At 53.8% G+C, this 24,167-nt stretch carries 18 protein-coding genes and 7 tRNA genes; 3 read left to right on the forward strand and 22 right to left on the reverse strand.

Annotated features, from left to right (window positions below; genetic code table 11):
- Positions 1–6: 6 nt before the first annotated feature.
- The 10 genes from EAE_RS14130 to miaB all read right to left on the reverse strand — a co-directional run bounded on the left by EAE_RS14130 (position 7) and on the right by miaB (position 11,382).
- Complete coding sequence (locus EAE_RS14130) at positions 7–1,680, reverse strand: ShlB/FhaC/HecB family hemolysin secretion/activation protein (protein WP_015704742.1); 1,674 nt, start codon at positions 1,678–1,680, stop codon at positions 7–9.
- 363 nt (positions 1,681–2,043) lie between these two features.
- Complete coding sequence (locus EAE_RS14135) at positions 2,044–2,769, reverse strand: amino acid ABC transporter ATP-binding protein (RefSeq protein WP_015367722.1); 726 nt, start codon at positions 2,767–2,769, stop codon at positions 2,044–2,046.
- Positions 2,769–3,443 carry a glutamate/aspartate ABC transporter permease GltK gene (gltK, locus tag EAE_RS14140; RefSeq protein ID WP_015367721.1) on the reverse strand — a complete coding sequence of 225 codons (675 nt, stop codon included), beginning with the start codon at positions 3,441–3,443 and terminating at the stop codon, positions 2,769–2,771. Before gltK ends, EAE_RS14135 begins: the two co-directional genes overlap by 1 nt.
- Positions 3,443–4,183, reverse strand: coding sequence for an amino acid ABC transporter permease (locus tag EAE_RS14145; protein WP_015367720.1), 741 nt, complete (start codon positions 4,181–4,183; stop codon positions 3,443–3,445). The genes gltK and EAE_RS14145 overlap by 1 nt, the downstream gene beginning before the upstream one ends.
- A 163-nt stretch (positions 4,184–4,346) precedes the next feature.
- The gene (locus tag EAE_RS14150) at positions 4,347–5,258 is read right to left on the reverse strand and encodes an amino acid ABC transporter substrate-binding protein (RefSeq protein WP_015367719.1); all 912 of its coding nucleotides are present in this window, start codon (positions 5,256–5,258) and stop codon (positions 4,347–4,349) included.
- Between the two features lie 428 nt (positions 5,259–5,686).
- Positions 5,687–7,225 (reverse strand): apolipoprotein N-acyltransferase, encoded by a 1,539-nt coding sequence (gene lnt, locus EAE_RS14155; RefSeq protein ID WP_015367717.1) that lies wholly within the window; start codon positions 7,223–7,225, stop codon positions 5,687–5,689.
- 22 nt (positions 7,226–7,247) lie between these two features.
- Complete coding sequence (corC, locus tag EAE_RS14160) at positions 7,248–8,126, reverse strand: CNNM family magnesium/cobalt transport protein CorC (RefSeq protein ID WP_015704743.1); 879 nt, start codon at positions 8,124–8,126, stop codon at positions 7,248–7,250.
- A 158-nt stretch (positions 8,127–8,284) separates the two neighbouring features.
- Positions 8,285–8,758: an rRNA maturation RNase YbeY gene (gene ybeY, locus EAE_RS14165; RefSeq protein ID WP_015367715.1), complete on the reverse strand. Its 474-nt coding sequence runs from the start codon at positions 8,756–8,758 to the stop codon at positions 8,285–8,287.
- On the reverse strand, positions 8,755–9,801 hold the full coding sequence (locus EAE_RS14170) for a PhoH family protein (RefSeq protein WP_015367714.1): 1,047 nt from the start codon (positions 9,799–9,801) through the stop codon (positions 8,755–8,757). Before EAE_RS14170 ends, ybeY begins: the two co-directional genes overlap by 4 nt.
- 156 nt (positions 9,802–9,957) lie before the next feature.
- Positions 9,958–11,382: a tRNA (N6-isopentenyl adenosine(37)-C2)-methylthiotransferase MiaB gene (miaB, locus tag EAE_RS14175; protein WP_015704744.1), complete on the reverse strand. Its 1,425-nt coding sequence runs from the start codon at positions 11,380–11,382 to the stop codon at positions 9,958–9,960.
- A 170-nt stretch (positions 11,383–11,552) separates the two neighbouring features.
- On the opposite strand from miaB, the gene ubiF reads away from it, so the two are divergent.
- A complete protein-coding gene (ubiF, locus tag EAE_RS14180) occupies positions 11,553–12,728 on the forward strand; it encodes a 3-demethoxyubiquinol 3-hydroxylase (RefSeq protein WP_015704745.1) in 1,176 nt (391 codons plus the stop codon).
- 114 nt (positions 12,729–12,842) lie between these two features.
- Here the strand turns inward: ubiF and EAE_RS14185 are convergent.
- The 12 genes from EAE_RS14185 to nagB form a co-directional block, all read right to left on the reverse strand.
- Positions 12,843–12,917: transfer RNA gene (locus EAE_RS14185), tRNA-Gln, on the reverse strand.
- Positions 12,918–12,952: 35 nt separating this feature from the next.
- A tRNA-Gln gene (locus EAE_RS14190) sits at positions 12,953–13,027 on the reverse strand.
- A gap of 45 nt (positions 13,028–13,072) precedes the next feature.
- Positions 13,073–13,149: transfer RNA gene (locus EAE_RS14195), tRNA-Met, on the reverse strand.
- Between the two features lie 23 nt (positions 13,150–13,172).
- Positions 13,173–13,247 (reverse strand) — tRNA-Gln (locus EAE_RS14200).
- A 36-nt stretch (positions 13,248–13,283) separates the two neighbouring features.
- Positions 13,284–13,358 (reverse strand) — tRNA-Gln (locus EAE_RS14205).
- Positions 13,359–13,381: 23 nt separating this feature from the next.
- Positions 13,382–13,466, reverse strand: a tRNA-Leu gene (locus EAE_RS14210).
- Positions 13,467–13,474: 8 nt separating this feature from the next.
- Positions 13,475–13,551, reverse strand: a tRNA-Met gene (locus EAE_RS14215).
- A gap of 226 nt (positions 13,552–13,777) precedes the next feature.
- On the reverse strand, positions 13,778–15,442 hold the full coding sequence (asnB, locus tag EAE_RS14220; protein WP_015704746.1) for an asparagine synthase B: 1,665 nt from the start codon (positions 15,440–15,442) through the stop codon (positions 13,778–13,780).
- 279 nt (positions 15,443–15,721) lie between these two features.
- Positions 15,722–16,474 (reverse strand): HAD-IIA family hydrolase, encoded by a 753-nt coding sequence (locus EAE_RS14225; protein WP_015367710.1) that lies wholly within the window; start codon positions 16,472–16,474, stop codon positions 15,722–15,724.
- Positions 16,475–16,519: 45 nt separating this feature from the next.
- Positions 16,520–17,740 carry a DNA-binding transcriptional regulator NagC gene (nagC, locus tag EAE_RS14230; protein WP_015367709.1) on the reverse strand — a complete coding sequence of 407 codons (1,221 nt, stop codon included), beginning with the start codon at positions 17,738–17,740 and terminating at the stop codon, positions 16,520–16,522.
- An 8-nt stretch (positions 17,741–17,748) separates the two neighbouring features.
- Positions 17,749–18,897, reverse strand: a complete 1,149-nt coding sequence (gene nagA / locus EAE_RS14235) for an N-acetylglucosamine-6-phosphate deacetylase (protein WP_015367708.1) — start codon at positions 18,895–18,897, stop codon at positions 17,749–17,751.
- 102 nt (positions 18,898–18,999) lie between these two features.
- Positions 19,000–19,800 (reverse strand): glucosamine-6-phosphate deaminase, encoded by an 801-nt coding sequence (nagB, locus tag EAE_RS14240; protein WP_015367707.1) that lies wholly within the window; start codon positions 19,798–19,800, stop codon positions 19,000–19,002.
- A 314-nt stretch (positions 19,801–20,114) separates the two neighbouring features.
- On the opposite strand from nagB, the gene nagE reads away from it, so the two are divergent.
- Positions 20,115–22,067 carry a PTS N-acetyl glucosamine transporter subunit IIABC gene (gene nagE / locus EAE_RS14245; RefSeq protein WP_015704747.1) on the forward strand — a complete coding sequence of 651 codons (1,953 nt, stop codon included), beginning with the start codon at positions 20,115–20,117 and terminating at the stop codon, positions 22,065–22,067.
- 177 nt (positions 22,068–22,244) lie between these two features.
- The gene (gene glnS / locus EAE_RS14250; protein ID WP_015704748.1) at positions 22,245–23,912 is read left to right on the forward strand and encodes a glutamine--tRNA ligase; all 1,668 of its coding nucleotides are present in this window, start codon (positions 22,245–22,247) and stop codon (positions 23,910–23,912) included.
- The last annotated feature ends 255 nt before the right edge of the window (positions 23,913–24,167 follow it).

The raw sequence follows: 24,167 nt of genomic DNA on the forward strand, positions 1-24,167 counted from the left end.
GTTGTGTTAATACTTCCACTTCAATGAGAAACCCATATTGAATGAGTCACTACTAAAGTTATCTGGTTTACTTAGCGGTGTGCCGATGAAAAAATCATATTGTGTTGAGAATATATCACCGCGCAATCCGCTAACGGCACCTGAAATAACTTTTCCTTGCCGATATTGTTCACTGCCGATAATACGACCAATATCTAATCCTAAATAGAATTGCTGTTCCGGGCCGGCAATATCCCAGATGAAATCATTGCTCCAGTACCATCCCTGATTGCCAGAGAGAGTATATTCGCCATCAAATCCGCGAACCGTCCAGCGGTTGCCAATATTAAATTGGTTATCCGAAGAGAGAATGTCCGGGCTATATTGCGCATTAAAATGCGGTGCATAGCTAAATCTATCTCCGGTTAAATCGAATTTCATTAAGGCCTGCAAATCGGCATGTACTACGCGTGAGCGCTTACTGAACTGGCCTGCTTTTTCTTCCGGTGTGGCGACGGAGTTTAGCCATGGGAGGCGGCGCTGTAACCCCAGGCTGGCGGCGACGACTTTTTTATCGAAATAGCGTTGCTGTCGTAGCGTCAGCTCCCATGTCGGGTTCTGTTTGCGCATCACCCTAAGTTCTTCACCGCCAAAATAGTAGTGTGATGTACTTTTTGAGATACGGAAATCCAGCGACGTTTTTTGCTGACGGGTGTGAGACAGCAGTCGTGACAGCGTCGCGCTATAGTAGCGATTTTTACTTTTATAATCCGTTTGCGACCAGTTGCCCCTGAACAACTGGCGATATTGGCTCTGTGAACCGTAAAGACCTAACGCCCAGTAACCGAAGGGAATCGAATAATACAGGCTGCCATTCTGGTTGCCATCATTATGTTGATTAAACTCGATATCTCCTCCTCCTGAGACATAGAAAATGTCGTTGAGTGTGGTGATATCATAAAGATAGAGCGCACCTCCGGCCTGATAGCGACCGCTGGCGCGGCTGCCAGCGTCATCCATCCAGGCTCCCACCTGCCATTTTTTATCCAGCCGACGCGTTAGCTGCAGATTGCTTTCTGCCTCCCGTTGTCCCGGTAATATTTGCATATTCGCCGAACTTCCTGGCAGGCGGCGCAGGTTTTCCATTCCCTGTTCGAGATCGGTGAGACGCAGGATATCTCCCGTGCGGGTGGGGATATTGTTCCAGATGCTGGTGGTTTGCTCGCTTGTCGTTGACCAGAAAATATCACCGATTTTGCCATAAGCGAGTTCGAGCCTTAATGTGCCCGCCGTCAATGACTGTTCCGGGATGGTCAGTAATGAAGTTATGTAACCACGGGCGATTAACTCATTTTGTAATGCCATGGTGAGGTGCTGAATACCGTTAATCCCCAGACAACGATGCAGAGCCTGAGCTGTAAGGTTGTCCAGAAGCTGATGCGTGAGCTTCGGCTCGGCAGAATCGATATGAATATTATTGATGAACCTGCAGTTTTCTTCCTTTGGAAACGTGAGCGTTTGTCGGTCGGTATTAATTAGTGAAGCCTGGGCGGCCTGCTGCTGTGGTGTCAGCGCCGCCTGACGGGCTTTATCCTGCGCGTTTTGGTTAGTCGTGGTGGAGACTATCGTACTGGCGAAAACCTGCTGCTGACACAAAAACACAATCAGCAGGGTGTGAATCAGATTTTTTTTATTAAACATGAAGCAAGTTCCATTTGTTTCATTAAATTTGCATGCTGTATTGCTAAGCTTGCTTAAAACACGGCCTTATTCAGGGTATAGGGTCATCCATAAAAATATTATTTTTTATTATCAGAAAGTTTGTGTTGGGAAATATTCCCAGGGCTTGTTCTTAAGGGGGGTATGTTAGCGGTGGCGGTAACGCTTAGCCATGCGAAGAAAACTGAATTTTGTATGAATTAAATTAATTTAGAATGTGATTTGTCAGGGGCGAACGTTAAAATATTCACTGATTTAATAAAAAAACATTTAAAATAAACTACTAATATATGACGCACATTATTAGGGGAGAAAAGGCGCGCACATGACGTGCGCGCTGGGATTTTAGTGCAGGATTTTGGCGAGGAAATCTTTCGCGCGTTCTGATTGCGGGTTGGCAAAGAAGGCTTCTTTATCGACATCTTCGACAATTTTACCTTCATCCATAAAGATGACCCGGTTAGCCACTTTACGGGCAAAGCCCATTTCGTGCGTCACCACCATCATGGTCATACCTTCGTTCGCCAGCTCGACCATCACGTCCAGCACTTCGTTAATCATCTCCGGGTCAAGCGCTGAAGTCGGCTCATCGAACAGCATCGCAATCGGATCCATGCACAGCGCGCGAGCGATCGCGACACGCTGTTGTTGGCCGCCGGAGAGCTGCGCCGGATATTTTTCCGCATGCGCCGCCAGACCCACGCGCTCCAGCAGCTTAAGCCCCTTTTTACGCGAAGATTCTTTATCGCGATTGAGAACCTTAATTTGCGCCAGCGTCAGGTTGTCGATGATCGACAGGTGCGGGAACAGTTCAAAGTGCTGGAATACCATACCGACGCGGGAACGCAGTTTAGCAAGATTGGTTTTCTTATCGTTAACCTGAGTGCCATCAACGATAATTTCGCCTTGCTGCACCGGCTCAAGGCCATTAACGGTTTTAATCAGCGTCGATTTACCGGAGCCTGACGGCCCGCAAACCACCACAACCTCGCCTTTTTTCACTTCGGTGGAGCAATCGGTCAGCACCTGAAAGTGACCATACCATTTTGAAATATTTTTCAGGGTAATCATTACACAGTCCTTTTCTTCAACCAGCTGACCAACAGCGATGCGCTGAGACTAAATACAAAATAAACGGCGCCTGCGAACAGGATCATTTCCACCTGGGTTCCGTCACGTTCGCCAATGGTGGAGGCGGTACGGAAGAAATCGGCCAGGCTCAGGACGTACACCAGCGAGGTATCCTGGAACAGGACGATACCCTGGGTTAACAGCAGCGGGACCATCGCGCGGAAGGCCTGCGGCAGAATCACCAACTTCATCGATTGCCAGTGGGTCATCCCCAGCGCCAGCGCGGCGCTCGACTGACCACGGGAAATACTCTGGATCCCGGCGCGAATAATTTCCGAATAGTAGGCCGCTTCAAACATTGAAAATGCCACCATCGCCGAAATCAGGCGAATATCGGTTTTCGGCGACAGCCCCAGCACGTTTTGCAGGAATCCGGGAACGATCAGATAGAACCACAGCAGCACCATCACCAGCGGAATCGAGCGGAAAACGTTAACGTAGGTTTTGGCAAACCACGCCAGCGGCAGGAAGCTTGACAGGCGCATCACCGCCAGAATGGTGCCCCAGACGATACCGATAATAATCGCCGTGACGGTGATTTTCAGCGTAATGACCAATCCTGCCAGCAGGTAGGGCATGGAAGGAACAATTGAACTCCAGTCAAAATCGTACATTATTTGCCTCCCATATTGCCCGGCAGGCGAACTTTACGTTCAACCACATACATCACCAGCATGATTACGGCGTTGATGAAGACATAGGCGAGGGTGATCGCAGTAAACGATTCCCAGGCGTGGGCTGAGTAATCCAGCAGCTTGCCCGCCTGCGCCGCCATATCCGCCAGACCGATAGTGGAAGCGATAGCCGAGTTTTTTACCAGGTTCATCATTTCCGAGGTCATCGGCGGCACGATAACGCGATAAGCGTTCGGCAGCAGCACGTAGCGATAGGTTTGCGGCAGGGTCAGCCCCATCGCCAGGCCGGCATTTTTCTGCCCGCGAGGAAGGGACTGTATCGCGGCGCGGACCTGCTCGCAGACGCGGGCAGCGGTAAACAGCCCAAGGCACAGCATTGAGGAGACAAAGAACTGAATATTTGGATCCAGTTCCGACTTAAACCACATGCCGATGTTTTCCGGCAGAAACTCCGGAATAACAAGGTACCAGGTAAAGAACTGGACAATCAGTGGAACGTTACGAAACAGTTCGACGTAGCAGGTGCCGATCCCGGCTAACCAGCGGTTAGGGACGGTACGCAGAATACCGAACAGCGAGCCGATGAGGAAAGCGATAATCCAGGCGCTAATCGACAGCGCGACGGTAACCTGAAAGCCGCTCCATAACCAGCCTAGATAAGTGGTGTTGCCGAACGGGGCGGGTTGCAGGAATATTCCCCAGTTCCAGTCTATTGACATAAATAAACTCCAGAAAAAAAAGGGTAGCAGCGCTACCCTCGAAGATTGTTGCCCTGCTTGTTTCGGTATTCGCGGCGGCTGGGGAACGACCAGCCACCGTATAGTCTGTCCGTGCAAAGGCAACAATCGGGAGGGCTACTTTATCGAGCCCCTGTTTTTTTAATTAGTTAAGAGCCTTGTCATTGGGTGATTTGAACAGCGCCTTCATGTCGTCGGACAGTTCGAAGTTCAGGTTCAGATTTTTCGGCGGAATCGGGTTCTTAAACCAGGTATCGAACCATTTCGCCGCTTCGCCAGAGGTCTGCGCCTGGGCAACGGTGTCATCTACCAGCGTTTTGAACGATGCGTCGTCTTTACGCAGCATGCAGCCATAGGCCTCTTTCGACTGCGGCGTACCGACGATTTCCCAGTTATCCGGTTTCTTCGCTTTTGCGCGCTCGCCGGCCAGCAGGGCATCATCCATCATAAAGGCCACCGCGCGGCCACTTTCCAGCGTACGGAAAGAGTCGCCGTGATCTTTCGCGCTGATGATGCGCATGTTCATTTTCTTCTCGTCGTTCAGCTTATGCAGCAGCACTTCCGAGGTGGTACCGGAAGTGACGACGACCGCTTTGTCTTTCAGATCCGGGAAGTCCTTAATCGGCCCACCTTTTTTCACCAGCAGACGAGTGCCGACGACGAAAATGGTATCGGAGAAGGCGGCCTGCTTCTGACGCTCAAGGTTGTTGGTGGTGGAACCGCACTCGAAATCATAAGTGCCGTTCTGCAGTAACGGGATGCGGTTCTGCGAGGTGACCGGAATCAGTTTCACCTGCAGATCGGGTTTATTCAGCTTTTTCTTGATGGCTTCAACGATAGCGTTGGAGTAATCCTGAGAGTAACCCACCACTTTTTGTTGGTTATCGTAATAGGAGAATGGTACTGACGACTCGCGGTGGCCGACGACGATCACCCCGTTTTTGGCGATTTTATCCAGCGTGCTCTGACCTGCGGCCGGGGCGGCATCTTCAGCGTGCGCCAGACCAGCGGTCACTCCCATGACCAGCATTGCGGCGGCCAGTTTACGTAATTGCATATCCAACTCCTTATCCTTAACGCCAGGGACGCTAGTGATACCCATTGTGATTGTGTGTATGTGTTGTTATTCCTGTGAGCATTGCCGTAAGGCGGCGCTTTCGGGAATCGTCTGCAATCTTAAAGTGCAGTATTTGTATGAGCTTGTTAGCATTTAGTTTGGCTTAATGTAAAGATTTTGATGCGTTATTGTTTATTTTTGCGAAGCGCACCGCACCATTTGTGGGCAAAAATGGGTTGTTGCACCAACGTGGCGCGAAGTGCGAACGCTTTCGGTGCAACCCTGGTACAACCGCGGTCAAAATCGCCTACAGGGATGAAATTAAGCAATGGACGTGCCAGATTGGCGCTGGGGAGCGTAAAGCGGGGAAGGCCCGCCGGCGACGAATACCGCCGGGAGCAGGCCGGGCGGCTGCCCGGCGGAAAAGATTAGCGTCGACGCTGGCGCAGACTCATCACCAGCGCGGCAAAGCCAAAGAGGGCGGTTAACGCCCACAGCGGCCAATTGCCGGTACGAGCATACGGCGTCAGGCCGGTGGTTGGCGTGACCTTAGTGGTCAACACCGCGCGGGTAAACTGTGGGATCATGTCCTGAATTTCACCACGCGGGCCAATAACGGCGGTGATACCGTTGTTGGTGCTGCGTAGCAGCGGGCGCGCCAGTTCCAGCGCGCGCATCCGCGCCATCTGGAAGTGCTGCCATGGGCCAATTGACTTACCAAACCACGCATCGTTGGAGATAGTCAGCAGATAATCGGTATCCGGGCGGAAATTATCGCGGACCTGCTCGCCGAGAATGATTTCGTAGCAAATTGCCGCCGTAAGCTTCAGGTTATGCGCTACCAGCTGCGGCTGCACGTAAGGGCCGCGGCTGAACGAGGACATCGGCAAATCGAAGAACGGCGCCAGAGGGCGTAAAATCGATTCCAGCGGTACGAATTCGCCGAACGGCACCAGATGGTTTTTGTTATAGCGATTGGTCGAGTCGTAGCTGTACGGGTTATCTTTACCCAGCGTGATGATGGTGTTGTAGGTATCGTAGCGGTTTTGTTTATTGAGGCGCGCATCGACAATACCGGTAATCAACGAGCTATTTTTTGCCCGCATCAGGTCATCAACCATGCTGAGGAAATGCTGCTGATTGATTTCCAGATCCGGAATCGCCGACTCCGGCCAGATAATCAGCTGCGATTTACCCATATGCGGCTGGGTGAGATCGAGATAGGTTTTCAGGGTGTTTACCAGCTGGTTTTCATCCCATTTCATCGCCTGCGGGATATCGCCCTGCACCAAAGAGACTTCCGTCGCCCGCTCAGGCAGCAGTTGATACCACTGGATATAACGCAGCGGGAAGGGCAGAGCAAATAGCACTATCGCCACCAGCAGCGGTTTCCAGTGACGCTGCGCGATAGCCAGCGCCAGCAGGCCGCTGACCACCATCAACAGAAAGTTTATCGCCTCAACGCCCATCACCGGCGCCAGGCCCTTTAGCGGACCGTCAATCTGGCTATAGCCGAACTGCAGCCACGGGAAACCGGTCAGCACCCAGCCGCGGAGAAATTCGGTAATTTGCCAGATGACAGGCGCGGCAATGGCCAGACGGATCCAGTTGGTTTTCGGCCACAGTCTCGCGAGGATCCCGGCGAACAGACCTGTGTACAGCGATAAATAGGCCGCCAGCAAAGCAACGAGGAAAACGTTAACCGGGCCCGGCATGCCGCCGAACTGCGCGATGCTAACGTAAACCCAGTTAATACCGGTGCCGAATAGCCCAAGCCCCCAGAAGTAGCCAATCCAGGCGCTCTGTAGTGGGCGACGGTTGAGAGTGAGCGCCTGCAGACCAAACAGCGAGACAATCGCCGCTGGCCAGAAGTCGTAAGGTGAAAAAGCCAGCGTTCCGCTGGCTCCGAATAACAGCGCCAGCAGCAGACGTACGCGCTGGCGTTCAAGTAAAGAGGCAAATACCATTTAGGTTAATCGTCCCGTTAAATTAGTCTTCCAGCTTCGGCTGCGGCGCATCATCAGGAAGCTTTACATGGACCTGAATAATACGTCTGCTGTCAGCCATTGCGACCTTGAATTGGTAACCATCAATGTCAATCGACTCGCCGCGGGCCGGGAGATGACCAAAGGCCTGCATCACCAGTCCGCCGATGGTATCGACCTCTTCATCGCTGAAGTGGGTGCCGTAGGCTTTATTGAAGTCTTCAATCGATGCCAGCGCGCGTACCGTCCAGGTATGACGGCTTAGCTGACGGAAATCGATATCTTCCTCTTCATCGTATTCGTCTTCGATTTCGCCGACGATAAGTTCGAGAATATCTTCGATAGTCACCAGGCCAGAGACGCCGCCGAACTCGTCGATGACGATCGCCATATGATAACGTTGCGAGCGGAACTCTTTCAGCATGCGGTCAACCCGCTTGCTTTCAGGCACGACAACCGCCGGGCGTAACACTTTTTCCATGCTGAAAGCTTCGGCGTCGCTGCGCATAAACGGCAGCAGATCCTTAGCCATCAGAATCCCTTCAATGTGATCTTTATCTTCGCTAATGACCGGGAAACGCGAGTGGGCGGATTCGATGATCACATCGAGGCACTCGTCCAGCGTCTGGTTGCGTTTCAGGGTAATCATTTGCGAACGCGGGATCATAATATCGCGGACGCGCTGGTCGGCGATATCCATTACCCCTTCGAGCATGTCGCGAGTATCTTCATCGATAAGCTCGTTCTGCCCGGAGTCACGGATCAGCGCCAATAATTCATCACGGTTTTTGGGTTCACCGTGGAAAAGTTGGCTGAGTAAGAGGGAGAAAAATCCCTTTTTGCTGTTTACTGTGTCACTACTGTGTGAATTGTCGTCGCTCATGGCGTCGTATGGGTTCTCGTGTTGATTTAATTGTCGCTCGTCGCGCGTAAACTCAGCGTCGTACGGCATGTTTTGCCTGATAGCGCTACGCTTATCAGGCCTGGGATACGCATGAATGTAGGCCGGATAAGGCGCTTGCGCCGTCATCCGGCAAGTTACTATTCAGCAATCTTCTCGGCAATGTACGGATCCTCATAGCCCAGAGCAAGCATTATCTCTGTTTCGAGTCCTTCCATTTCTTCCGCTTCTTCATCTTCGATATGATCGTAGCCCAGCAGGTGCAGGCTACCGTGCACGACCATGTGCGCCCAGTGGGCCTCCAGCGGTTTTTCCTGCTCTTTGGCTTCCTGTTCAACCACCTGGCGGCAGATAATCAGATCGCCGAGCAGCGGCATCTCAATGCCCGGCGGGGCTTCGAAGGGGAAGGAGAGGACGTTAGTCGGCTTATCCTTGCCGCGATAGGTCAGGTTCAGCTCGTGGCTTTCGGCGACATCAACCAGGCGAATCGTTAACTCTGACTCTTCCTGGAACTGCGGGATGACGGCATCCACCCAGCGTTGAAAGAGGGCTTCGTCCGGTAGACCGCTGGTGTCTTCGCAGGCCAGCTGTAAATCGAGAATCACCTGACTCATTTTTGCTCCTGTTCCTGGGCTTCGCGTTTGCGCTCGGCGGCCAGTTCTGCTTTACGTTTTTGTTCGGCTTCTTCCCATGCCTCATAGGCATTGACGATGCGGGCGACCACCGGATGGCGCACCACGTCTTCGCTGTGGAAGAAGTTGAAGCTGATTTCATCGACTTCCGCCAGCACTTCGACGGCGTGACGCAGACCTGATTTGGTATTGCGCGGCAGGTCAATCTGGGTAACGTCGCCGGTGATAACCGCTTTCGAATTAAAACCGATACGGGTCAGGAACATCTTCATCTGCTCGATGGTGGTGTTCTGGCTTTCATCGAGAATGATAAAGGCGTCATTCAGCGTACGCCCGCGCATGTAGGCCAGCGGCGCGACTTCAATGACGTTACGCTCAATCAGCTTCTCGACTTTCTCAAAGCCGAGCATCTCGAACAGCGCGTCGTACAGCGGGCGCAAATACGGGTCAACCTTCTGGCTTAAGTCGCCCGGCAGGAAGCCGAGCTTCTCGCCTGCTTCGACCGCAGGACGAGTCAGCAGAATGCGGCGAATTTCCTGACGCTCCAGGGCATCGACCGCCGCGGCGACAGCAAGATAGGTTTTACCGGTACCCGCCGGGCCGACGCCAAAGGTAATGTCGTGGTCGAGGATATTGGCGATGTATTGCGCCTGGTTTGGCGTACGCGGTTTGATCACCCCGCGTTTGGTTTTGATATTGATGGCCTTGCCGTATTCCGGCACGCTCTCGGCGCTCTGCTCGAGCACCCGGGCTTCTTTAATAGCCAGGTGGATTTGTTCCGGTTCAATATCCTGAATCTGGCCGCGCATTGGCGCGGTATCGACATACAGGCTTGTCAGAATATCGGCCGCGGCGTGCACGCAGATGGCGCGGCCGGTCAGTTTAAAGTGATTGTCGCGGCGGTTGATCTCAATACCCAACCGACGCTCCAGCTGTTTGATGTTGTCGTCAAACGGGCCGCACAGTGCTAACAGGCGGGCATTGTCCGCTGGCTCCAGGGTAATTTCACGGGTTTCTATGTTCAAACTGTTCCTCTTATTACGTGTGTTGCCGGAGGACAATCGTCATCCGGCCAATAAGGAAATTATTCACGTCACGGGAATATGGCGCAAGCATTGCTGTAGATATAGGGGCGAGGAGGGGAAATGCAAGGCCTGCCGGAAGCGACAGGCCTGCCGGGATTACGGCTGGTAGATGCCGACGCCCAGATCGTTTTCTTTTCGCGTACGCGCAATGACCGATTCCGGCGATTCCACGACGCGCAGTCCCATCTCATCTTCTGTGCGGACAATTTTGCCGCGTAATGAGTTAGTGTAGACATCGACGATTTCTACGTCGACGAATTTACCGACCATATCCGGCGTGCCTTCGAAGTTCACCACGCGGTTGTTCTCGGTGCGCCCGGAGAGCTCCATCAGGCTCTTACGCGACGTGCCTTCTACCAGAATACGCTGTGTTGTGCCGAGCATGCGTCGGCTCCATGCCATCGCCTGCTGATTAATACGCTCCTGCAGAATATACAGGCGCTGTTTTTTATCGGCTTCAGGAACATCGTCGACCATATCCGCCGCCGGGGTGCCCGGGCGGGCAGAGAAGATAAAGCTGTAGCTGACATCAAAGTTAACCTCGGCAATCAGCTTCATGGTTTTTTCGAAGTCTTCCGTCGTTTCGCCAGGGAAACCGACGATAAAGTCGGAGCTAATCTGAATATCCGGGCGCGCTTCGCGCAGCTTGCGGATAATCGCTTTATATTCCAGCACGGTGTGGGTACGGCCCATCAGGTTCAGTACGCGATCGGAACCGGCCTGCACCGGTAAATGCAGGAAGCTCACCAGCTCAGGGGTATCGCGATAGACGTCGATGATATCGTCAGTAAACTCAATCGGGTGGCTGGTGGTGAAGCGAATACGGTCGATGCCGTCGATGGCGGCGACCAGACGCAGCAGATCGGCAAAGTTGCCGGTCGTGCCATCGTAGTTTTCGCCGCGCCAGGCGTTAACGTTCTGCCCGAGCAGGTTGACTTCACGCACCCCTTGCGCCGCCAGTTGAGCGATTTCAAACAGAATATCGTCGCACGGACGGCTCACTTCTTCACCGCGGGTATAGGGCACCACGCAGTAAGTGCAGTATTTGTTGCAGCCTTCCATAATGGAAACGAAGGCGGTCGGCCCCTCGGCGCGCGGTTCCGGCAGGCGATCGAATTTTTCGATTTCCGGGAAGCTCACGTCGATAACCGGTTTATGGTTATTGCGCACCGCGCCGATCATCTCCGGCAGGCGATGCAGCGTCTGCGGGCCAAAAATAATGTCAACGTAATGGGCGCGCTGGCGAATCAGTTTGCCTTCCTGGGAGGCGACACAGCCGCCGACGCCGATAATCACGCCGGGTTTTTTCTCTTTCAGTAGTTTCCAGCGGCCAAGCTGATGGAACACTTTTTCCTGCGCCTTCTCGCGAATTGAGCAGGTGTTGAGCAGCAGCACGTCCGCTTCTTCGGCCACTTCTGTGAGTTGATACCCATGGGTGGCATCCAGCAGATCGGCCATCTTGGATGAATCGTATTCGTTCATCTGACAGCCCCAGGTTTTAATATGGAGTTTTTTTGTCATCGACTTGCTCATGCTCAATTATAAAGACGGGTATAAGTTAAGAATTAGAATTCGTTTGCAGGGTACGCATTGTAATGCTTTGGTTGCCACCTGACCAGTGCGACCACGATCCCCCGCAAGGTGCAAAAAATCCGGTAAACTTAAGGAAATCAGCTTTAAGGATAATTGCCATGACAATTCATGCAACAGATATCGCCATCGTCGGCGGCGGAATGGTCGGCGGCGCGCTGGCGCTGGGGCTGGCGCAACACGGGTTTTCGGTGACGGTGATAGAAAAACACGCGCCTCCGGCCTTTGATGCCGCTGCGGCGCCAGATGTGCGTATTTCGGCGATCAGCGCGTCGTCGGTCGGCTTGCTCAAAAGCCTCGACGTTTGGGAAGCGGTGCGCGGTATGCGCGCGCATGCTTATCGTCGTCTTGAAACCTGGGAGTGGGAAAGCGCGCACGTTGATTTTAATGCCGCCGAGCTGAAGCTGCCTGAGCTTGGCTATATGGTGGAAAATAGCGTGCTACAGCTGGCGCTGTGGCAGGCGCTTGAAGCCCATCCGCAGGTGAGCTTGCGGGTTGGCGTGACGTTAAGCGAGCTTCATCGTGAGCCGCAGGGCGTTTCGCTGCGCCTGAGCGATGAGAGCGTTTGCACGGCGCAACTGGCGATCGGCGCAGACGGCGCGAATTCTCAGGTGCGCGAACTGGCCGGCATCGGCGTACAGGCGTGGCAATATCAGCAATCATGTATGCTAATTAGCGTGCAATGCGCCGACGATCCCGGTGATAGCACCTGGCAACAGTTCACCCCCAGCGGGCCGCGCGCCTTCCTGCCGCTATTCGATAACTGGGCGTCGCTGGTGTGGTACGACACCCCGGCGCGCATCCGCCAACTGCAGGCGATGTCGATGGCCCAACTGCTGCAGGAAATCACCGCGCATTTCCCGAAACGTCTGGGCAGCGTGACGCCAATGAGCGCCGGCGCCTTCCCGTTAACCCGCCGACATGCGCTGCAGTACGTGCAACCGGGGCTGGCGCTGGTAGGGGATGCGGCGCATACCATTCATCCGCTGGCGGGGCAGGGGGTTAACCTTGGCTATCGCGACGTTGACGCGCTGTTGGATATTTTGGCGGAAGCCCGCGGGCGCGGGGAAGCCTGGTCCAGCTTGCCGGTGCTGAAGCGCTATCAGGCGCGGCGCCGGGCGGATAACTTTATTATGCAATCCGGCATGGATCTGTTCTATGCCGGCTTCAGCAACGATTTAGCGCCGGTGCGCGTGCTGCGTAATATTGGCCTGATGGCTGCCGAACGTGCTGGTGTATTAAAGCGCCAGGCATTGAAATATGCATTAGGGTTGTAAAGGGGCATTTGCCGATGGGGGCTGCAGACTAAAGTTTTGCAGTACCTGCATCGGCAAGATGACTATCCGCAGAAAGCAAAAAAGCTCACCGGAGTGAGCTTTTTTGTTAATAAGTGGCTGGGGTACGAGGATTCGAACCTCGGAATGCCGGAATCAGAATCCGGTGCCTTACCGCTTGGCGATACCCCAACAGGCTGCGTTCACTGAGGAACGTCTTTTGAATTTGGCTGGGGTACGAGGATTCGAACCTCGGAATGCCGGAATCAGAATCCGGTGCCTTACCGCTTGGCGATACCCCAACAAATTTTTACGGATTTACCGATATTAACCGATAGTCCTGAATATGGTGGCTACGACGGGATTCGAACCTGTGACCCCATCATTATGAGTGATGTGCTCTAACCAGCTGAGCTACGTAGCCAAATTGTCATGCTGTTTCTTCGATGGCTGGGGTACCTGGATTCGAACCAGGGAATGCCGGTATCAAAAACCGGTGCCTTACCGCTTGGCGATACCCCAATACCGTCGCGGCTAACCGCAAATATCGAAGAAATATGGCTGGGGTACCTGGATTCGAACCAGGGAATGCCGGTATCAAAAACCGGTGCCTTACCGCTTGGCGATACCCCATCCGTGCAACGCTTTTTGGTGAATGGTGCGGGAGGCGAGACTTGAACTCGCACACCTTGCGGCGCCAGAACCTAAATCTGGTGCGTCTACCAATTTCGCCACTCCCGCAAAAAAGATGGTGGCTACGACGGGATTCGAACCTGTGACCCCATCATTATGAGTGATGTGCTCTAACCAGCTGAGCTACGTAGCCATCTTTTTTTCGCGTTACCTTATCGGCGTTGCGGGGCGCATTATGCGTATTGGGCCTGCGAGCGTCAACCACTTTTTCAAGGAAAATCGTCGTAATGTGACTGTTTGGTTAGGTTGCGAACAGCATGCTGCAATAATCGGCAAGAATTGATTATTTATCGTTTTTATTTGCCAATTTTGGCATAAAAAAAACGGACCCCGTAGGGTCCGCTATGCGTGTTGATTACTTATTTATAAGCTGACTGGTGGACGCCGACCGCGCGTCCTGATGGATCGTTCATGGTTTTGAACGCTTCATCCCACTCGATGGCTTTCGCTGAAGAGCAGGCAACGGACGGGCCGCCGGGGACGCATTCCGCCGCGCTGGGCAGCGGGAACAGCTCTTCGAAGATTTCGCGGTACAGATAACCTTCTTTAGAGGTCGGCGTGTTGTACGGGAAGCGGAAGCTTGCCGTCTCCAGCTGCTGGTCGCTAATCTGTTTTGCCGCCACTTCTTTCAGCGTATCAATCCAGCTATAGCCCACGCCGTCGGAGAACTGCTCTTTCTGGCGCCAGGCGACGCTGGCTGGCAGATAGGACTCAAAGCATTCGCGCAAAATATGTTTTTCCATTTTGCCGTTGCCGCACATTTTATCCTGCGGGTTGATGCGCATCGCCACATCGAGGAATTTCTTATCGAGGAACGGTACGCGGGCCTCTACCCCCCAGGCGGACATCGCTTTGTTAGCGCGGGCGCAGTCAAACATGTGCAGCGCCTGCAGTTTACGCACCGTTTCTTCATGCAGTTCTTTAGCGCTCGGCGCTTTGTGGAAGTAGAGATACCCGCCGAATACTTCATCGGAACCTTCGCCAGAGAGCACCATTTTAATGCCCATGGCTTTTATTTTACGCGACATCAGGTACATCGGCGTCGAGGCGCGAATGGTAGTCACGTCATACGTTTCGATGTGATAGATAACGTCGCGGATCGCATCCAACCCTTCCTGTACCGTAAAGTGAATTTCGTGATGCACGGTGCCGAGGTGGTTTGCGACTTCCTGCGCCGCTTTCAGGTCAGGGGAGCCTTCGAGGCCGACCGCGAATGAATGCAACTGCGGCCACCAGGCTTCGCTACGCTCCTGATCTTCAACGCGGCGGGCGGCGTATTTTTTGGTAATGGCCGAAATCACCGAAGAGTCCAGGCCGCCAGAAAGCAGCACGCCGTAAGGAACATCGGACATCAGGTGGCTCTTCACCGACTCTTCCAGCGCCTGACGCAGTTCGTTTTTATCCGTGACGTTGTCTTTTACCGCGTCGTAGTCGAACCAGTCGCGCTGATAGTACTGGCGAATTTCGCCATCCTGGCTCCACAGGTAGCTACCCGCAGGGAACTCTTTAATCGTGCGGCAGACCGGCACCAGCGCTTTCATTTCAGAGGCGACGTAGAAGTTGCCGTGCTCGTCGTGGCCCATATACAGCGGGATAATACCGATATGGTCGCGGCCAATCAGATAAGCGTCTTTTTCGCTGTCATACAGTGCGAAGGCAAACATCCCCTGCAGTTCATCGAGGAACTCAGGCCCTTTTTCCTGGTACAGCGCGAGGATCACTTCACAGTCGGAACCGGTCTGGAACTGATAGCGATCGCCATATTCGGCGCGCAGCGCCTGGTGGTTGTAGATTTCACCGTTGACCGCCAGCGCATGGGTTTTTTGTTGGTTATAGAGCGGCTGGGCGCCGGCGTTGACGTCGACGATCGACAGACGTTCGTGGGCGAGAATCGCTTTATCGCTGGCATAAACGCCGGACCAGTCCGGTCCGCGGTGGCGCATCAGGCGGGAAAGTTCCAGTGCCTTTTTACGCAGTTCGCCTGCGTCAGTTTTGATATCCAGTACGCCAAAAATAGAACACATAGCCTTCTCCGTTACCCTGTCTTGTAGTGATGTTATGCAGACCTCGTCTCTTGCAAGGTCTTAGTGCGTGTTAAAGAAAATGCCGTAAAGGAGAGTGGGGCGCAAGAGATTTACCGGCAGAAAAGTAAAAAGTGCAATGCTGATTGCCGGATGTTGAAAAATGAGTATGTTTAGCTCGGCTTTATTGATGATTGTTTAGCGATAAGCCACTTTCATTAGATGAATCTATTTTTGGCGGCACCCAAAATAAAAAACCACGTCCAGGGACGTGGTTTCGGCTCAAAAAACGTCGATTTCGGCGACCGACGGATAAATCCACGACGGGCGGAACGGCATGCTGTCGATATCGTCCAGCGTGGAGACTCCGGAGAGCACCAGAATGGTCTCAAGGCCCGCCTGGAAGCCGGCGAGGATATCGGTACGCAGGTTATCGCCGACGATCACCGTTTGCTCGGAGTGGGCCTGCATTTTGTTAAGCGCGGAACGGATAATCCACGGGCTCGGCTTACCGACATAAAACGGTTTACGGCCGGAGATTTTTTCGATTCCCGCACAGAGTGCGCCGCAAGCAGGGTAGTAGCCACGGCCGTGAGTATCCGGGTTGGTGGCGATGAAACGCGCGCCGTTGGCGACAAAGAAAGCCGCTTTATGCATCATTTCCCAGTTAAAGGAGCGGGTCTCGCCAACGATGACGAAATCAGGGTTAACGTCGGTGATGGTGAAGCCGGCCTTATACAGTTCGTGGATGAGCGCGCCTTCGCCAACCACATAGGCTTTTTTACCTTCCTGGCGACGCAGGAAATCGGCGGTGGCCATGGCGGAGGTGTAGAACGCGGTATCCGGCACTTCGATACCGGCGGTGGCGAAGCGGTTGGCCAGGTCCTGCCCGGTTTGCGAAGGATAGTTGGTCAGCATCACCAGCGGCATGCCTTTTTCCAGGATGCGTTTGATAAATTCAGCGGCGCCGGGAACAGCCACGTTATCGTGCATCAGCACGCCGTCGATATCACAAATTACGTTTTGAATGGTCATGGACAGTCCAACATCATTAACGAAAGGCGAAACTATAAAGCTGGATTAACTTTCCAGCAAATGCTGTAGCAGGATGCCATTGAGCATCGCGCGCTTGACCAGCGCAAAGGCGCCGATGGCGGAGCGGTGATCGAGCGTCGAGCGTACCACCGGCAGATTGTGGCGAAACGCTTTCAACGCCTGGCCGTTGATACAGCTTTCGATGGCCGGCAGCAGCACCTTTTCCGCCTCGACGATTTCACCGGCAATCACCACTTTTTGCGGGTTAAACAGGTTGATGGCGATGGCGATGGTTTTGCCCAGATGACGGCCAACGTATTCGACCACTTCACAGGCCAGCGCATCGCCTTTATTTGCCGCTTTGCAGATGGTTTTGATATTGCAGTCATCAAGCGTGATGCGGCTTTGATAGCCCTGCTCAAGCAGATGGCGGACGCGGTGCTCAATAGCGGCGTTCGCGGCGACGGTTTCCAGACAGCCGAAGTTGCCGCAGTGACAGCGTTCGCCTAATGGGTCAACCTGGATATGGCCAATTTCGCCGACGTTGCCGTTACGGCCGATAAAAATGCGCCCGTTTGAAATAATGCCCGCGCCGGTACCGCGGTGTACGCGCACCAGAATAGAGTCCTCGCAATCCTGGCTTGCGCCAAAATAGTGCTCGGCCAACGCCAGGCTGCGGATGTCGTGGCCGACAAAACAGGTGACGTTAAAACGTTTTTCCAGCGCTTCGACCAGCCCCCAGTTCTCTACCTGAATGTGCGGCATATAGCGGATAACGCCGCTTTCCGGATCGACCAGCCCCGGCAGAATGACCGAAATGGCGATGAGCTCGCGGATTTTGCGCTGACAATTTTCAATAAAGGTGGCGATGATATTCAGCAGTGCGTGCTCAAGCGTTTCCTGGGTACGCTCCGGCAGAGGGAAGTGCTCTTCTTCCAGCGTCTTACTGCTTAAATCATAGAGGGTCAGGGTGGCGTCATAGCGGCCAAGCCGCACGCCGATAGCGTTGAAATTGCGGGTTTCCGCAATGATAGAGATGGCGCGGCGCCCCCCGGTGGAGGCCTGCTGATCGACTTCTTTGATCAGGCCGCGCTCAATAAGCTGACGCGTAATTTTGGTTACGCTGGCAGGGGCAAGCTGACTTTGTTCCGCTATCTGAATGCGCGAGATGGGACCATGTTGGTCAATCAGCCGATAGACGGCCGCGCTGTTCAGCTGTTTTACCAGATCGACGTTACCAATTTGAGCTTGTCCGCCTGCTGTCATACTTTTACTTACTCAGTGACGACCTCGTTACCATTAACGATGGTCTTGATGATTTTATAATCGCGGCTGAAAGCGGTCAGGTTAGCGACCATACCCGGCGCAATGCTGCCGAGCTGCTTGTCCACGCCAATCGCGCGCGCTGGGTAGAGCGTCGCCATACGCAGCACTTCGTCCAGCGCTACGCCGCAATGTTCAACGAGGTTACGTACCCCTTCGATCATGGTCAGCGAAGAACCGCTGAGAGTGCCGTTTTCATCCACGCACAGACCATTACGGTAGTATATTGTTTTACCAGCAAAAATGAACTGGTCAATATTAGCCCCTGCCGGCGCGGTGGCGTCAGTCACCAGGCACAGTTTATCGCCTTTCAGGCGTTTAGCGTTACGCACGTTGGCATAATCGACGTGCATGCCGTCAACGATGATACCGCAGTAGACATCCGGCTCGTCGAAAATGGCGCCGGCCAGACCTGGTTCACGGCCGGTAATGTACGGCATGGCATTATAAAGGTGCGTCGCAAAAGTGATACCGGCGCGGAAACCGATTTTCGCTTCTTTCAGCGTAGCGTTAGAGTGACCTGCCGAAACCACGATGCCGGCGGCGACCAGTTTACGGATCACTTCCGGCTCGACGCGCTCAGGGGCCAGCGTCACTTTGGTGATAACGTCGGCGTTGTCGCACAGGAAGTCGACCAGCGCGGCGTCCGGTTTACGCACGTAGTCCGGGTTATGGGTGCCTTTCTTGACGATATTCAGCCACGGCCCTTCCAGATGCAGACCCAGCGCCTGGTTGGGGTGTTTTTGCAGGTATTCGCGCATGACGCGGATGCCTTGCTTCATCAGATCATCGCTGGAAGTAATCAACGTCGGCAGGAAGTTGGTGCAGCCGGAACGCTCATTCGCTTTCTGCATAATTTCCAGCGTTTCGACGGTGACCGCATCCGGACTATCGTTGAATTGCACGCCGCCGCAGCCGTTCAGCTGGACGTCGATGAAACCGGGGGCAATAATCGCGCCGTTGACCGAGCGTTGCTCAATTTCAGACGGCAAATCAGCCAGCGGACAGAGACGTTCGATACGGCCATTGGCGATAACGACCGCATGGTCATCGAGAATTTCATGACCGGTGTAAACCCGGCCCTGGGTTAATGCATACATTACGACCCCCGGTATATACGCCCCACCAGCGCAACTCGCATTGTTCTGGCGTTGCATACAAAGAAAAAGATGGTCCCACGCCAGGGCGCGGGACGGACTACATTACAGACCTTTAATATTTTCAGCTTCTAATTCGTTGAAATATTTCAGGGTCTTCACTTTCAGTTCCATCGTGGACGGCTCGTCGCAGACCACAACCGCTTTCGGATGCAGCTGCAGACAGGTGATGGTCCACATGTGGTTGACGTTACCTTCGACCGCCGCCTGCAGCGCCAGCGCTTTCTGATGGCCCAGTACCAGAATCATCACTTCTTCTGCATCCAGCAGGGTACCCACGCCCACGGTCAGCGCATATTTCGGCACCAGATCCACATCGCCGTCGAAGAAGCGGGAGTTGGCCACGCGGGTGTCATGGGTCAGGGTTTTAATACGGGTACGGGACGCCAGAGAAGAGGCCGGTTCGTTAAACGCGATATGACCATCGTTACCTACGCCGCCCATAAACAGGTGGATTTTACCGTAGGAGCGGATTTTTTCTTCATAACGACGGCATTCTGCATCGATATCCGGCGCATTACCATTCAGCAGGTTGATATTTTCAGCTGGAATATCAACATGGTCAAAGAAATTGCGGTGCATGAAGCTATGATAGCTTTCCGGATGCTCTTTCGGCAGGCCGACATACTCATCCATGTTGAAGGTAACAACGTGCTTGAAGCTAACCTGGCCTGCTTTATGCATTTCAACCAGCGCTTTGTAAGCGGTAAGAGGCGTACCACCGGTAGGCAGACCCAGTACGAACGGACGGTCCGCGGTCGGTTTGAACGCGTTAATGCGGTTAACGATATGACGGGCAGCCCATTTACCTACTTGTTCAGCTGTTACCAGGGGGATCAGTCTCATTCTTCACCTCTATAGTTAAATTAGAACCTGGCGGATTGGCGCCAGCATACTATGAAGAGTATTGCAGCAACTGCGCCGACCGGGGTCAATCCGTGTTGATTTTTTGAATGATAAAATAAGTTTTCGATGTTAGCCAGTCAAAGGGAGGGGTGAATACGATATTTGGTGATTATAGTCACAAAAAATACCCGTTTAATTTGCGATACGAATTAATTTTTCACACACTTTGCCGGTAAGTGATAAATCCGACCTTGTTACACAATAAAAAAGTGGCTTTGAAATGAGCCTCATCGGGGTCTCATAGGGGGAATAAGATGAATATTTTAGGTTTCTTTCAGCGGCTGGGTAGGGCATTACAGCTCCCTATCGCAGTGCTGCCGGTCGCGGCATTGCTGCTGCGATTCGGGCAACCGGATCTGCTGAACGTACCCTTCATCGCGCAAGCGGGTGGGGCAATCTTTGACAACTTAGCGTTGATCTTCGCCATCGGCGTGGCATCAAGCTGGTCCAAAGATAACGCGGGTTCTGCGGCGCTGGCCGGCGCGGTAGGTTATTTCGTGATGACCAAAGCGATGGTCACCATCAACCCGGAAATTAACATGGGTGTACTGGCGGGTATCATTACCGGTCTGGTCGCGGGTGCTGTTTATAACCGCTGGGCCGGCATTAAACTGCCAGACTTCCTGAGCTTCTTCGGCGGCAAACGCTTCGTACCGATCGCTACCGGCTTCTTCTGTCTGGTGCTGGCTGCCATCTTCGGCTATGTCTGGCCGCCGGTGCAGCACGCTATTCATGCGGGCGGTGAATGGATCGTGTCTGCGGGCGCGCTGGGTTCCGGTATCTTCGGTTTCATTAACCGTCTGCTGATCCCAACCGGTCTGCATCAGGTGCTGAACACCATCGCCTGGTTCCAGATTGGCGAGTTCACCAACGCCGCGGGTGCGGTCTTCCACGGCGACATCAACCGCTTCTATGCCGGTGACGGCACCGCGGGGATGTTCATGTCCGGCTTCTTCCCGATCATGATGTTCGGTCTGCCGGGCGCTGCGCTGGCAATGTACATGGCTGCGCCGAAAGAGCGTCGTCCGATGGTCGGCGGTATGCTGCTGTCCGTGGCCATCACCGCGTTCCTGACCGGTGTGACCGAGCCGCTGGAATTCCTGTTCATGTTCCTGGCGCCATTGCTGTACCTCCTGCACGCTATCCTGACCGGTATCAGCCTGTTCATCGCAACGGCGCTGGGTATCCACGCGGGCTTCTCCTTCTCCGCGGGCGCTATCGACTACGTGTTGATGTACAGCCTGCCGGCAGCCAGCAAAAACGTCTGGATGCTGCTGGTGATGGGCGTGGTGTTCTTCTTCGTTTACTTCCTGTTGTTCAGCGCGGTTATCCGCATGTTCAACCTGAAAACGCCGGGTCGTGAAGATAAAACCGACGACGTCGTGACTGAAGAAGCTAACAGCAACACCGAAGAAGGTCTGACTCAGCTGGCGACCAACTACATCGCAGCCGTAGGCGGTACCGATAACCTGAAAGCCATTGATGCTTGTATCACCCGTCTGCGTCTGACCGTCGGCGACTCGGCGAAAGTCAACGATGCCGCCTGTAAACGTCTCGGCGCCTCCGGGGTGGTGAAACTGAACAAACAGACCATCCAGGTCATTGTTGGCGCGAAAGCGGAATCCGTTGGCGACGCCATGAAGAAAGTGGTTGCCCGTGGTCCGGTTGCTGCTGCAGCTGCTTCGACTGACAGCGCGCCAGCCGCCGCGCCTGCGGCCAAACCGCAGGCGGTCGCGAACGCCAAAACCGTCGAAGCGCTGGTTTCCCCGATCACCGGTGAAGTGGTGGCGCTTGAGCAGGTACCGGATGAAGCCTTCGCCAGCAAAGCCGTTGGTGACGGTATCGCGGTGAAACCGACCGATAACATCGTTGTCGCGCCGGCGGCCGGTACGGTGGTGAAAATCTTCAACACCAACCACGCATTCTGCCTGGAAACCGATAACGGCGCGGAAATCGTCGTCCATATGGGCATTGATACCGTCGCGCTGGAAGGCAAAGGCTTTAAACGTCTGGTTGAAGAGGGCGCACAGGTGAAAGCCGGCGAGCCGATCCTGGAAATGGATCTGGCGTTCCTTAACGCCAACGCCCGCTCGATGATCAGTCCGGTCGTCTGCAGCAACAGCGATGATTACAGCGCGCTGGTGATTCAGGCAACGGGTAACGTTGTCGCCGGCCAAACGCCGTTGTTCGAGATTAAAGGCAAGTAAGGCTCCTGAGTAGAGTTTTGCCTCAGCGGCGCAGCGAAACCTGCGCCGCTTTTTTTTGCAGCAAATACCCCCATATCCAACAACAGATACGTATTTTGCGTAACTAATAGTTGTCTCTGCGCCCTGCTTGTAAGATCATGTGCCGTTATACGTTGTTTACGCTTTGAGGAACCCGTGATGAGTGAGGCAGAAGCCCGCCCGACTAACTTTATCCGTCAGATCATCGATGAAGATCTGGCTACCGGTAAGCACACCACCGTTCATACCCGCTTCCCGCCGGAACCGAACGGTTACCTGCACATTGGCCATGCAAAATCCATTTGCCTGAACTTCGGCATCGCTCAGGATTATCAAGGTCAATGTAATCTGCGTTTCGATGACACCAACCCGGTGAAAGAAGATATCGAATACGTGGAGTCGATTAAAAACGACGTGCAGTGGTTAGGTTTCCACTGGTCCGGCGATGTCTGCTACTCCTCTGATTACTTCGATCAGCTGCATCAGTATGCGGTTGAACTGATCAACAAAGGTTTGGCCTACGTTGACGAACTGTCCGCCGACGAGATCCGCGAATACCGCGGTACCCTGAAAGAACCGGGTAAAAACAGCCCATACCGCGATCGCAGCGTGGAAGAGAACCTCGCGCTGTTCGAAAAAATGCGTACCGGCGGTTTTGAAGAGGGTAAGGCTTGCCTGCGCGCGAAGATCGACATGGCGTCGCCATTCATCGTGATGCGCGATCCGGTGCTGTATCGCATTAAATTTGCCGAACACCATCAGACCGGCAACAAATGGTGCATCTACCCGATGTACGACTTCACCCACTGCATCAGCGATGCGCTGGAAGGTATCACCCACTCGCTGTGTACCCTGGAGTTCCAGGACAACCGTCGTCTGTACGACTGGGTGCTAGACAACATCAGTATTCCGGTGCATCCGCGTCAGTATGAATTCTCGCGCCTGAATCTCGAATACACCGTGATGTCCAAGCGTAAGCTGAATCAGCTGGTGACCGAAAAGCATGTGGAAGGCTGGGATGACCCGCGTATGCCGACTATTTCCGGTCTGCGCCGTCGCGGCTATACCGCTGAATCCATCCGCGAGTTCTGCAAACGCATCGGCGTGACCAAGCAGGACAACACCATTGAGATGGCGTCGCTGGAGTCGTGCATTCGTGAAGATCTGAATGAAAACGCGCCGCGCGCGATGGCGGTGATCGATCCGGTTAAACTGGTTATCGAAAACTATCCGCAGGGCGCAAGCGAAATGGTGGCGATGCCGAACCATCCGAACAAGCCGGAGATGGGCAGCCGCGAAGTGCCATTCAGCGCTGAGATCTGGATCGATCGCGCGGACTTCCGCGAAGAAGCCAACAAACAGTACAAGCGTCTGGTGCTGGGTAAAGAGGTGCGTCTGCGCAACGCCTACGTGATTAAAGCGGAACGCGTTGAGAAAGATGCAGAGGGTAACATCACTACCATCTTCTGTACTTACGATGCCGACACCCTGAGTAAAGACCCGGCCGATGGCCGCAAGGTCAAAGGCGTTATCCACTGGGTGAGCGCGGCGCACGCGCTGCCGGTTGAAATTCGCCTCTATGACCGTCTGTTTAGTGTGCCGAACCCGGGCGCGGCGGATGACTTCCTGGCGGTAATGAACCCGGAATCTCTGGTCATCAAGCAAGGTTTCGCGGAGCCGAGCCTGTCGAAAGCGCAGGCGGGTAAAGCATACCAGTTCGAGCGCGAAGGTTACTTCTGCCTCGACAGCCGCTACGCCACCGAGGGACATCTGGTCTTCAACCGCACCGTTGGCCTGCGTGACACCTGGGCTAAAATCGGCGAGTAATGCTCACCGTATTCATGAAACGCCGCACATTGCGGCGTTTTTTTTATTTCAGAATCAGTGAATTAAAAATCGATATTTTTTCGATGCGAATTAATCTTATTAAAATACCGTAATAATTCCCCATCTCTTCCTGCCGGTGTATTTACATTTAACCGTTTCAGCTTCCGGCAACTATCAATTTTTTTCGATATAACCATGACTTATCGTTGAAAAAGCTGAGAACTAAGTCTGTAACAAAAAGACATAAATTATGTG

The sequence above is a fragment of the Klebsiella aerogenes KCTC 2190 genome, assembly GCF_000215745.1.
Lineage (GTDB): Bacteria > Pseudomonadota > Gammaproteobacteria > Enterobacterales > Enterobacteriaceae > Klebsiella > Klebsiella aerogenes.

Bases quoted from the DNA above. Each gene is read 5' to 3' on its own strand.
- EAE_RS14130 (WP_015704742.1), bottom strand. From the start codon at position 1,680: ATGTTTAATAAAAAAAATCTGATTCACACCCTGCTGATTGTGTTTTTG.
- EAE_RS14135 (WP_015367722.1), bottom strand. From the start codon at position 2,769: ATGATTACCCTGAAAAATATTTCAAAATGGTATGGTCACTTTCAGGTG.
- gltK (WP_015367721.1), bottom strand. From the start codon at position 3,443: ATGTACGATTTTGACTGGAGTTCAATTGTTCCTTCCATGCCCTACCTG.
- EAE_RS14145 (WP_015367720.1), bottom strand. From the start codon at position 4,183: ATGTCAATAGACTGGAACTGGGGAATATTCCTGCAACCCGCCCCGTTC.
- EAE_RS14150 (WP_015367719.1), bottom strand. From the start codon at position 5,258: ATGCAATTACGTAAACTGGCCGCCGCAATGCTGGTCATGGGAGTGACC.
- lnt (WP_015367717.1), bottom strand. From the start codon at position 7,225: ATGGTATTTGCCTCTTTACTTGAACGCCAGCGCGTACGTCTGCTGCTG.
- corC (WP_015704743.1), bottom strand. From the start codon at position 8,126: ATGAGCGACGACAATTCACACAGTAGTGACACAGTAAACAGCAAAAAG.
- ybeY (WP_015367715.1), bottom strand. From the start codon at position 8,758: ATGAGTCAGGTGATTCTCGATTTACAGCTGGCCTGCGAAGACACCAGC.
- miaB (WP_015704744.1), bottom strand. From the start codon at position 11,382: ATGACAAAAAAACTCCATATTAAAACCTGGGGCTGTCAGATGAACGAA.
- ubiF (WP_015704745.1), top strand. From the start codon at position 11,553: ATGACAATTCATGCAACAGATATCGCCATCGTCGGCGGCGGAATGGTC.
- asnB (WP_015704746.1), bottom strand. From the start codon at position 15,442: ATGTGTTCTATTTTTGGCGTACTGGATATCAAAACTGACGCAGGCGAA.
- EAE_RS14225 (WP_015367710.1), bottom strand. From the start codon at position 16,474: ATGACCATTCAAAACGTAATTTGTGATATCGACGGCGTGCTGATGCAC.
- nagC (WP_015367709.1), bottom strand. From the start codon at position 17,740: ATGACAGCAGGCGGACAAGCTCAAATTGGTAACGTCGATCTGGTAAAA.
- nagA (WP_015367708.1), bottom strand. From the start codon at position 18,897: ATGTATGCATTAACCCAGGGCCGGGTTTACACCGGTCATGAAATTCTC.
- nagB (WP_015367707.1), bottom strand. From the start codon at position 19,800: ATGAGACTGATCCCCCTGGTAACAGCTGAACAAGTAGGTAAATGGGCT.
- nagE (WP_015704747.1), top strand. From the start codon at position 20,115: ATGAATATTTTAGGTTTCTTTCAGCGGCTGGGTAGGGCATTACAGCTC.
- glnS (WP_015704748.1), top strand. From the start codon at position 22,245: ATGAGTGAGGCAGAAGCCCGCCCGACTAACTTTATCCGTCAGATCATC.